12 protein-coding genes are annotated in these 10,027 nt (G+C 67.8%); 4 read left to right on the top strand and 8 right to left on the bottom strand.

Annotation, left to right across the window (positions count from 1 at the left end; translation table 11 throughout):
* Window positions 1–57 precede the first annotated feature (57 nt).
* On the bottom strand, window positions 58–777 hold the full coding sequence (locus ACYQ26_RS10295) for a chemotaxis protein CheW (protein ID WP_459808803.1): 720 nt from the start codon (window positions 775–777) through the stop codon (window positions 58–60).
* A 160-nt stretch (window positions 778–937) separates the two neighbouring features.
* Here ACYQ26_RS10295 and ACYQ26_RS10290 point away from each other — a divergent pair, with 160 nt between their 5' ends.
* On the top strand, window positions 938–1,447 hold the full coding sequence (locus ACYQ26_RS10290) for a chemotaxis protein CheW (RefSeq protein WP_459810740.1): 510 nt from the start codon (window positions 938–940) through the stop codon (window positions 1,445–1,447).
* A 28-nt stretch (window positions 1,448–1,475) separates the two neighbouring features.
* Here ACYQ26_RS10290 and ACYQ26_RS10285 read toward each other — a convergent pair whose 3' ends face one another.
* From ACYQ26_RS10285 to ACYQ26_RS10270, 4 genes are all read right to left on the bottom strand, one after another.
* Window positions 1,476–2,246: a DUF5803 family protein gene (locus tag ACYQ26_RS10285; RefSeq protein WP_459808802.1), complete on the bottom strand. Its 771-nt coding sequence runs from the start codon at window positions 2,244–2,246 to the stop codon at window positions 1,476–1,478.
* A 1-nt stretch (window position 2,247) separates the two neighbouring features.
* Complete coding sequence (locus tag ACYQ26_RS10280; protein WP_459808801.1) at window positions 2,248–2,919, bottom strand: DUF2110 family protein; 672 nt, start codon at window positions 2,917–2,919, stop codon at window positions 2,248–2,250.
* A complete protein-coding gene (tfe, locus tag ACYQ26_RS10275) occupies window positions 2,919–3,446 on the bottom strand; it encodes a transcription factor E (protein WP_459808800.1) in 528 nt (175 codons plus the stop codon). The genes ACYQ26_RS10280 and tfe overlap by 1 nt, the downstream gene beginning before the upstream one ends.
* A gap of 144 nt (window positions 3,447–3,590) precedes the next feature.
* Entirely contained in the window at window positions 3,591–3,869 is a 279-nt protein-coding gene (locus ACYQ26_RS10270) for an amphi-Trp domain-containing protein (RefSeq protein ID WP_459808799.1), read from the bottom strand.
* 206 nt (window positions 3,870–4,075) lie between these two features.
* On the opposite strand from ACYQ26_RS10270, the gene ACYQ26_RS10265 reads away from it, so the two are divergent.
* A complete protein-coding gene (locus tag ACYQ26_RS10265) occupies window positions 4,076–4,768 on the top strand; it encodes a hypothetical protein (protein WP_459808798.1) in 693 nt (230 codons plus the stop codon).
* Between the two features lie 39 nt (window positions 4,769–4,807).
* On the opposite strand, the gene ACYQ26_RS10260 is transcribed toward ACYQ26_RS10265, so the two are convergent.
* The 3 genes from ACYQ26_RS10260 to ACYQ26_RS10250 form a co-directional block, all read right to left on the bottom strand.
* The gene (locus ACYQ26_RS10260; RefSeq protein WP_459808797.1) at window positions 4,808–6,148 is read right to left on the bottom strand and encodes a DUF7405 family protein; all 1,341 of its coding nucleotides are present in this window, start codon (window positions 6,146–6,148) and stop codon (window positions 4,808–4,810) included.
* Between the two features lie 23 nt (window positions 6,149–6,171).
* On the bottom strand, window positions 6,172–8,103 hold the full coding sequence (locus ACYQ26_RS10255; protein ID WP_459808796.1) for a hypothetical protein: 1,932 nt from the start codon (window positions 8,101–8,103) through the stop codon (window positions 6,172–6,174).
* Between the two features lie 168 nt (window positions 8,104–8,271).
* Window positions 8,272–8,886, bottom strand: coding sequence for a tRNA (cytidine(56)-2'-O)-methyltransferase (locus ACYQ26_RS10250; protein WP_459808795.1), 615 nt, complete (start codon window positions 8,884–8,886; stop codon window positions 8,272–8,274).
* Window positions 8,887–9,027: 141 nt separating this feature from the next.
* Between ACYQ26_RS10250 and ACYQ26_RS10245 the strand changes: the two genes are divergently transcribed.
* Both ACYQ26_RS10245 and ACYQ26_RS10240 read left to right on the top strand, forming a co-directional pair.
* On the top strand, window positions 9,028–9,504 hold the full coding sequence (locus ACYQ26_RS10245) for a cupin domain-containing protein (RefSeq protein WP_459808794.1): 477 nt from the start codon (window positions 9,028–9,030) through the stop codon (window positions 9,502–9,504).
* 161 nt (window positions 9,505–9,665) lie between these two features.
* Window positions 9,666–9,887 carry a DUF8119 family protein gene (locus ACYQ26_RS10240; RefSeq protein WP_459808793.1) on the top strand — a complete coding sequence of 74 codons (222 nt, stop codon included), beginning with the start codon at window positions 9,666–9,668 and terminating at the stop codon, window positions 9,885–9,887.
* The last annotated feature ends 140 nt before the right edge of the window (window positions 9,888–10,027 follow it).

Genomic DNA, 10,027 nt, shown 5'->3' with positions numbered 1-10,027 from the left:
GGTGCATTCGCCGGCGAGCAACGCGTCCGCGAGGCTACCGCGGCCGGTAGTTACCGATCACGACCGGGGGCCGGCCGCCAACAGGAGATCGTCGACGTCGACTACCGGCGTTAGTTCGACGACGACCGGGCAGTCCCGATCCTGCGACGCTTCGGTCGTGGCCGCCGCGTCGGTACCGTCGCCGTCGTCGTCATCGTCGGCTGCGGCCGTCGGCGACACGACCGTCTCGCCGATCCGTCGGGTCGGCCGCCGCTCCCGTTCGACGAGCGCGTCGACCAGCGGGTGCTCGAGGACGTCCGTCTCGAACTCGCGCGCAGCGACGTCGTCGGCGTCGAGGAGGTCTCGCTCGGGAACGGATTCGACCTGGAGAACGTCGTCGACCCGTATCGCCGCCGACTGGTCGTCGGCGCCGCGATCGAAGACGAGCAACTGCTCGCGCCCGGCGGTGGGCCCGTCCCTATTCCCGTCCCGGTCCCCGCCCCCGTCCGTCGGGAAGTGCACGGACGGGTCGATCACGGCCGTGATCTCGCCCCGGAGGTCGGTGACGCCCTCGACCGCCGGCGGGGTTCGCGGCACCGGCGTCAGTTCGTCGGGGAGGTCGGTCGTCGTTCGAACGTCGTCGACCGGGACGGCCAGGCGGTGCTCGCCGACGGCGAACAGCACGAGCCGTACCAGGTCTTCCTCGTCGTCCTCGTCGCCGTCGTCGGACCGCCGCTGCGCGCGGTCGTCGCCGTCGATGTCGATGCCGAGCAGCTTGTCGGGGAGATCCGGGGCCATGTGTCCGTTCGTGTATCCAAGTCCAGTGATAAAACGTTGACTCCCGCCGGAGCGGAGTCGGGCCTGGATCGGCCGGTGTCGGTCATCCCGGCGCCGACATGCGGGACGCCGGGACGCAAAACGTTTATTTTCGGGTCTTTCGATGGTGGTACCGGATACGATGACGACGCCTGCCGACCGCGCGGATGCCGACCCCGGTCCTACCCCCGACGCCGACGATGCGACCGAGGCCGTCGACGGCGACGACCGACTGACCGTCCTCACCTTCTCGCTCGCGTCCGACCGCTACTGCGTCCGGACCGACGCCGTCGCCTCCGTCCTCGGCCTCTCCGAGACGGCGCCGCTCGAGGACGCCGACGATCCCTGGGACGCGGGGACCGTCACCGTCCGGGGCGAGCGCGTTCGCGCCGTCGATCTCCCGCGCGTGTTCGCCGCGGAGCGGACGCGGGAAACGGCCGCGCGGATCGACGATCCGATGTTGCTGGTCCTGGACGAAACCGACGAGACCGGCGCCTACTACGGCTGGCTGGTCGACGGCGTCGACGTCACGAGAACGGTTCGTACGCGCGACCTCGAGTCGACGCGGGCCGACACGAAACACGTCGACGGGCGGTTCGCCTTCGAGGACGGAAGCGCGATCTTACTGGACGAGGCCGCGATTCACGGGTAAAAAGCCGCAGCCGCGTCGATCCGGGCGCTCACCGCATGCCGGGCGGCGGGCCGTCGTCGGAATCGTCGATGTCGACATCGAAGCCCATCTCCTCGCGTTGCTCCTGTAGCCGCTTGACCTGCCGGTAGTAGTACGCGATGCCGGCGCCGCCGATCAGCACGATGGCGCCGATCAACCCGGCGAACAGCGGAATGTCCCGGGTCTGGTAGTACCGCACCGAGATCGGACTCTCGAGGTGCTCCCAGGTCAGTCGCTCTCGACCGTCGACGATCTCGCGCTCGTAGCCGCCGGGGCTGACGTCGCCGAACAGGAAGTTCGACGTCCGGTACCCCTCCGGCAGGGTCACCCGGTAGGAGCCCTCGACGTAGGCCGGTAGTTGGAAGGTTCGCCGGCCCGCGTCGCCCGAGAACGCGAGCGTCCCGTTCCCGTCGGGCACCCGGATCTGCGTGCTCGAGCGGTCCTGCTCGACGTCGAGTTCGGAGCCGGTCACGACCGTCCCGTTGGGGTACCAGTACCGGACGGCGCGGACGTCGAGCGCCGCGTCGCGGTAGAGCTGCGATCGGTACAGCGACAGCTCCTGCGTGCCGTTGAGGTCGTAGACGGCGCGGAACTCGCCGTCGTTGATGATGCCGCCGCCCTCCACGGCGACTGCGACGTCGACGTCGCTGTCGCGCAGGTCGCCGTAGCTCGCGTTCTGATCGAGCTGTTCCTCGGAGATTCCCCCGAAGAATCCCGTACAGCCCGCTGCGCCGACGAGTAGTCCGACCGCGAGCGCCGCGAGAACGAGCCGTCGGTTCATGTTAGGGAACGACGCAGCGCAGTTCCGCCGGGAGGTACTCGCCGACGCTGGCCAGCAGGCCCGGCGGATCCGTGTTCTCGGTGCAGATCACGCTCTGCTCGAGGAGTCCGAGCCGTTCGACGGTGACGTAGTCGTGGGCGTGGCCCGCGCGGTTGAGCGTCGCGCGGACCTCCGCCCGCGTGGCGCTGTTGACGTTGAGCCGGCCCGCGCCGCGGGTCCACTCGTAGAGGCGGTCGACTTCCTCGTCGGCGAGGGTGGAAGGCTCCTCCCCGCCGTAGACGAACCGCAGTGGCATGTGCTGGACGAGGCCGAACCGCTCGCGGATCTGCGTGGGGGAGCCGGGACCGAGCTCGAGTTTGGCGGCCGGAATCCGCACTTCCTGGCCGGCGTCGAGGACGAACCCCTCGTCGTCCCACGACTCGAGCGTGCCGACGTAGGTCTCGCCGGCCTCGAGGTCGGGGACGATCTCGCCGAACTCCTCGCGGAGGACGTTGCGCGCGACGGTGGCGTCCTCGCCCTCGATCGTGACCGAGGGGAAGTCGTCGTGGCGCACGCCGACCTCGTACTCGACGGCCAGATCGCCGATCTCGTTGCCGACCAGCGAGCGCAGCGAGTCCAGCGCCCGCTCGCGGGCGTCGCCCTCGACGTACAGTTTGGTTGCGAGTACGACCATTAGGCGTCCGCGCTGTCGATGTTGAGTTCCTCCTCGAGGGCCTCGAGGCGCTCGTCCATCGCGTTGACGAGCCGGTCGTTGTCCATCGATTCCAGCGGCGAGCCGCACTCGGGACACTCGAAGCCGAAGTCCATGGCCTCGCCGAACTCGAACCGGATCGAACAGACCTCACAGAGGTAGAACTCGTGGTTCCGTTCGTACTCCTGGCGCTCCTCCAGGGCCTCGTGGAGCCGGTACATCTCCTCCTCTAGGTTCTCTGGGATGTTGTCGTACTCGAAGGTCCAGAGGTAGGTGAGCCACCCCGAGTCCTCGTCGCGCAGGCGCCGGTAGCTGGCGAGATCGTTCTCGTAGAGAATAAACAGCGCGCGGCGCACGTCGTTCAACTCGAGGTCGAGCTCCTCGGCGAGCTCCTCGTCGGTCACTTCCCCGTCCGGCGGTGCCGCCGCGACGGGCATCCCCTTGGGACCGACCAACTCGTGCAAGTACTTCTGGATGACCGGGTCCTCGAGCAGGTCCTCAAAAGCCATTACCTACGTGTAACGGCATGTGGCCATTAAGTCTTGTCAACTGCCCCGCTCCGGCGGTGCGCGCCGATCGTCGTCGAGTCGAGACGCCCGCTATCTGACGAGGCCGGCCGACTCGAGTGGGCGCCACGATCGACTGGGGCGCGGCTACTCGACCTCCCCGCCGTCTTCGGCGTCGGCGTCCCCCTTCGGAACCGCCCAGCCGATCGTGACGGTGATCTCCTCGCGGTCCCCGCGGAGCATCGGCGAGCGCTCCTCGACTTCGATGTCGTACTCGACCGTCGACGCCGGCGTGAGTGTCAGCAGCTTGTTTCCGACCTGCACCTGTGCGGGACCCGTGCCCCGAAGTTCGGCGGCCAGTTCCTCCACCAGCTCGGCGGCCTCGTCGCGCGTCACGTCGTCCTGATACGTGGTCGTCTCCGCCATGGAGACAGCCCCAACGACCGGCTACAAAGAAGTTCGGACCGGAAAGCACGACTCGAGGCCCGCGACGGCGACCGCGCCGTGCGATGCAACCGTCGGACGTCCGCGGCGACCGCCGGCGGCCAGCCACCCGTCGAAACGGCCGGAGCGAACGACGCTCAGTCCTGCTTACAATACGTTTAGGACCCATCGTGTTGTACGGCAGACATATGTTCCGGCAGGTCGGCTCCTGGGTACGCGAGCAGTACGATCCGGTCGATATCGGGGTTTCGATCGCGGTCGTTGGCCTCCTCTCGGGGTTCGGCTCCGCCACGGATTTGATCGCGCTCTTTCTCGTGCTCGTCGTCCTCTCGCCGCTCGTCGAGGCCGCACTCGATCGCCTCGATCCGGCGCCGGCGCTCGCGTGGACGGCCTTCGGCGTCGCCTGGCTGGCCGCCGGCGCCGTGCAGCTACGAGGGGGCGACCCGCGGATCGGGGTCGCCTTCCTGGCGATCGGGGGCTGGATCGCTCTCGACGGGCTCTACGGGTGGCACCACGGCGGTTCGGACGACGCCGACGCTCGAGAACCGGACGCGGACGAAGCCGACGAATCCGACGAGCCGTCGCGAGACGAGGTCGTCCGTCTGGCGCGACACAACCGCCGAGTAGCCGAAGCGCTCCGCGAGGCCGACCGGCCGCTGACTGAAGCGGAACTGCGCTCGCGAACCGGACTGAGCGACGCCGCCCTCGAGCGCGTCCTCGCCGAGCATGCCCGCGGCGAAGCGGGACCGATCGACCGCGTGGGCACCGGGTACGTCCTCGACGAGAGCGACACGGGAGTGGTCCCGTTTCTCCGGACCGTCGCTCGGCTGGTCGGCGGGCGCTTGCTCCGGCCGTTTCGGCTGCTGCGCCCGTCCGGCTGAGTCCGAATCGAACGCACGGTCCGGTCGGACGCCGCCGTCTTAGCCGTCGCCGCTACCGTCCGTTTCTTTCGCGTCGTCCCCCTTGCGGCGCTTGCCGTCCGGATCAGGGCGCGGGAGCGCCCGGCGGGGCCGCGGCGGGACGAGGTAGCTCCCCCACCGTCGAACGCGAAGATACCGGAGAATGCCGTTTCCCTGTCGCGGACCGATCCCGTACCGGCCGAACTCCTCGCCGAGCATCGCCTCCCGGACGCGGGTGAACTCCGACATGGCCCGCTGCAGGGAGACGAAGTGGACGCCGCAGACGTCGCCGTCGGTCGTGTTCACGTCCCGCCGGAGCAGCGTCGGCGTCCCGTCGTCCCGGGCTCGAGCGAGTTTCTGCGCGTGGCCGACGATCCCCTCCTCTCGAGCGTGGTCGTGAATGTCGTCGGCGACCGACGCGGCGCCGGTTTCGGTCCCGAGCCGTTCGCCGACCCGACCGACCGACTCCCGCTCGGCGTGTGCGGGGCTGAACAGCCGCGCGACGCGTTGCTCGTGGTCGCTCTCGTCGTACCACACCTCGAGGTCGAGTTCGAGGGTTTCGAAGTGCTGCGTCGAGCCGCCGGCGAACGGACCCTCCCAGATCGTGACCCGGTCTTCGGTCGCCTGGCTTTCGCGAAAGCCGGATCGAAACCCCATGAAGAACGGCGCCTCCTCGGGCACCGGTTCGCCGTCGGGGATCCCCTCCAGCCCGTCTTGTCGGTCGGCCGGCAGGCCGGGCCCGACGAACCCCGTTCGTCGGGCCGTCCGGTCGAAGACGTCCTCGAGCGACGCCGACATCGAGCGGCCGTTGAGGCGGTCGCGCTCGCCGAACAGGGCGTCTTCGACGGCGAGCACTGCGGCCCCGTCGTCGCTCGCGAGGTGCAGGAGCGCGTCGTTCGTGTCGACCGTCACGTCGCTCTCAGCGGTGAGCGCGAGGATCGGCTCCGGCTCCGGGAGGTCGACGGCGTCGTCGAGGGGCGCGTCGAACTGGTCGAAGTACGCGGGGGTGTACCCGAGCGTGAAGAGGACGCCCTCGGGACTCCACTCGATGGCCCGTTCGACCTCGCGCAGCGCCGTCCGCACGGTTTCGCGGGCCGTCTCGTCCGGCTCCGCCGAGAGGGACAGACTGAGGAAGACGTGGTGTTCGGGCGGGCTGACGTTCCCGTCCCGATCCTCGTGGAGCGCGTCGTTCCAGGCGTGTTGCCGGTCGGGCAGCGACGACGGCGCTTCGACGCCGTCGGGGGCCTGCAGCGTCGTCTCGTCCTCGAAACAGCCGACGAGCGCGGCGGTCGCGCCGGCCGCGACCGCCGAGCGGACGAACGCCCGCCGCGACTGATCGGATGTCGTGTCGTCGTCTTTCATATCGTTCCGGTCATCTGCGACGGTCAGTACCCGGACAGCTCTATCCGCCCCTTCGTGACGAAGTTCGACGTCCCCGACGGGTGGGGCATCTGACCGATCGAACCGAGCATGAGGAGCCACACGATGACCCGTTCGCCCTGGATCGGCTGGTCGTCGACGTACTGCGCCGGGTGGTAGTGGCGGGAGGGGATCTCCTCGTCGTACAGCCGCTGGGCCTGGTACTCGCCCGGTCCGATCTCCGACTCGTCCCGTCTGACGACGACGAGTTCCTGATCGTCTCGGAGGGGGATATCGATCGTCTCCGTTCCGTCGGGGTTGCTGAACCGGGCGATCATCCCCGGCTCGCCCTCGAGGTAGAACTCCGAGTCGGGCGTCGTCCACTCGTCCCCGTCGAAGAGCTCCACCGCGACGCCGTCCGTGGTGCCGGGCGTAATGTCGATGGCCTTGGCCGACGTGTAGTGTTGGACGACCGGCTCCTGATAGGAGCCGTTCTCGCCGTACGACTCGGCGGATTCCTCGACCTTTCGGACGAACTGCGTGACGAACCCCGGGCCGGCGCGCCGGAACACCGGGAGCAAGACGCCGTCCGAGTAGAACTCGTAGGCGAGATCGTAGTTGTAGGGGCCAAAGCGGAACCCGGAGTGGAAGTCGATGCTCTCCTGGCCGATCGCGCTCGAGTGGAAGTGGCTCTTGAGTTGGAACCCGGTCGGCGTATCGCCGCGGGCCGGGAAGTCGAGTTTCGCGAGCATCCCCGGCCCGCCCGGGTTCGACGAGTGGATGTCCCAGAAGAGGAGATCGCCGCTGAACACCGTGTCGTCGTCCGGGAAGTACCATTCGCGCGTGTTCCGCCCCTCCCGCGGCGGGAGGTAGTACCCCGTGAACGTGTACGGCGTGTTCATCGCCTCGAACACCGGACTTCCCCGGAACGACGCGGAGACGGTTATCCCCTCGGTGTCGGCGGGCGTCCACTCGATCGCCCACCCGTCCTGTTCGAACGACTCCGACGGCGGTTCGATCCGGTGGTACCCCTCGTTGGCCGTGTAGTACGGGCGCTGTTCGGTCGGCACGTCCGGGACGGCCTCGAGCACCGATTCCGAGGCCGGTTCGATGGACGCGGCGAGTTCGTACGGCGGATACCGCACGGCGTGATCGAGCACCGCGACCTCGATGAGCTCGGGATTCTCGGGGTTCGACCCATCGATGAACGCGCTAATGATCCGTACCTCGTCGCCGTCTTTCACGTGCAGTACCGCGGTTCCGCCGTAGCCGTGACGGAGGTCCGCCTGGCCGAGCCCGGTGTACCCCCCGGTTGCGCCCTTCCACGAGGGGTACCAGTCCCGCTCGCTCATGTCGCCGAACGCCTCGCGGACCGGGTCGGACTCGAGGATCGCCTGCCCGATCACCATCTGGCCGGGGGTCTGGGTGACCGTCCACTCGATGTCCTGGGGGTCGGTGATTTCGAGGGCGACGATCTCGTTGCGACGGCGGTCGATGAGTCCGTAGACGGTTTGTCGGTCCGTCGCGGTCACGTCGAACTGGGCTTCCTCGCCGTCGGGAAACCCGCTGACCTGAACGCTCATGTCCGTCGGTCCCTGGAGGCTGATCGTCTCGAGGTGGTTCGTGAGCACCTCGTACGCTTCGAATGCGCCGATCCAGTCGCCGACGATGTCGTTGACCGCCGGATCAGCGAGCAGCGTCTCGATCGCCTGGCGCTTCCGGTAGGCGTGCATTCGCTCGTAGTTCTGGTTGGAAAACTGCCGGACGGAGGCGAAGTCGGCGGTTTCCATCCGGAGCGCTGGGACGTCTACCGCCGGCGGTTCGTCGGTCGACTCCGAGGCGTTCTGGGCCTCCTGACCCCGTCCGAACTCGCTACAGCCTGCGATCGCTGCGCTGGTGCCGCCGATCGCGGCCAGTTTCAAGTAGTTTCGACGGGTGAAAGCATCGTCCTCCGTCACAATACGGACCGCTATTCCGTTCTAGTACAGATGCTTTTGGGGGATCAACAACCCGTGAAAATCACGGCCTCGTGATCGTCGGGCCCGCCGAGCGGCCGGCAACCGAGAGTACAACTGATGCGACGCGAGGGTGTTCCGGATGTCGAACAGCGAAAAGCGGCGCGTCGACTACTCGGACGCGTCTTCCTCACCCGCCGACTCGACGCGCTTGCCCGTCTCCATCGGGATCACCGTGCGGTCGGCGTCCTCCCACTCCTGCTCGAGTTCACGGCCCTCGAACAGCCGGTCGAGGAAGACGGCGAGGCCGGCCACTTCGGAGTGGGGCTGGTTCGTGACGCCGACGTTCCAGTCGGCCGCCTCGTAGACGTCGAAGGGGACCTTCTCGGAGCCGACGACGATCAGCAGGGGCTCGCCCTCGCTGTCATCCTCGTCTTCGTCCCCGTTCTCGCCTCGAGTCTCACCCTCGAGCCCGCTCGAGTAGGCCTGCCGAATCTCGTCCTCGATATCCTGCACGCGCTCGCCGTACATCGTGAGGTGGACGACCTTCCCCTCCCAGTTGCGGATGAGCGCCTTCGGCGAGTCGGTCAGTTCGGCCTCGAACGGGCCCCCGAAGCGGTCGGTGATATCGGCGACGGTCTCGAGCGACTGGCCGGCGTTGTCGGGGAACCAGACCCGATCGGCGCCCAGCGCGCGGGCCGTGAGGCCGACGTGGGTCGTCATCCTGTCGTCGCGTCCGGGCCGGTGGCCGAGCCGGAGGACGGCGACCTCGGGTTCGTCGTGCATGCTCGTACCCACTCCCGGGCGCGGTTAGGGGGTTTCGTTTTCGCGGCCGCTCGGCTTCGAACTCGGCGGGAGTAGATCCGGACCGACGTCAGCTCTCCCGCCTCGAGTACCGTTATTTGCTCACGGATGGCACACTACACCATGGAGAAAATCAACGAACGCGACCTCGAGTGGAAAACGTACGACCGCGAGGAGACGACGTTCCGGCGAAAGGAACTCTCGAACGCCGTCGACGCCGACGAGTTGGGCTGTAGCTGCTACGAACTCCCGCCGGGCATGCGCTCGTGGCCCTACCACTACCACACCGCCAACGAGGAGGCGCTGTACGTGCTGGCCGGCAACGGGAAACTGCGAACCGAAGACGGACTCGAGCCGCTGACGGCCGGCGACTACATCGCCCTCCCGGCCGACGAAAGCGGCGGCCACCGCGTCGTCAACGACGGCGACGAGCCGCTGCGCTACCTGGCGATCTCGACGATGAACGAGCCCGACGTCACCGTCTATCCGGAACTGAACAAGCTCGGCGTCTTCGTCGGCTCGCCGCCCGGCGGTCGGGACGAACGATCCCTCGAGGGCTATTACGACATGGACGAGGACGTACCGTACTGGGACGCGTAGCTGCGGGACCGGTCGTCTGTTGGGGTCGCACCGCAAGCATGGAGGGCGGCGAGGGACCGCCTTCCGAGCGCGCCGATAGGCTTTTTCCGGTGCGTGCGAGATAGTCGCACGATGAATACCGGTACGGCCGTAGACGGGCGACGGGAACGGGTGAGCGAGCGATGACCGGCGTCCGCGAGTGGCTCCAGACCGCCCGCGAGGAGCGGTGGGGCATCCTGACGGATCTGGCCTTCGCCGTCGTCTGGGTGACGATCGTCGAGGTCATCAACTACCTGCTCGGCCCGCCGACGCTGGTGTACTACATGCTCATGCTCGCCGGAGTCGTCGCGTACTTCGGGTTCATCTGGAACTTCGAACTCGCGACCGAACGCCAGAAGCAGTAGGCTCGAGCGTCCGTCCGGTGCTGCTACCGTTCTCCATGCCTGTAATTGTTCTCGATAGGCCAGGTTGGAATTGATACTCGGTGAGACGTTGTCGAAGCCGTGCTGAATACAGGGCGCGAATGCGGCACGAGATCGTGCCA

It is taken from the genome of Halopiger thermotolerans (assembly GCF_054654555.1).
The sequence above is the reverse complement of the archived record's forward strand: the minus strand, read 5'-3'. Positions and strand labels throughout refer to the sequence as shown.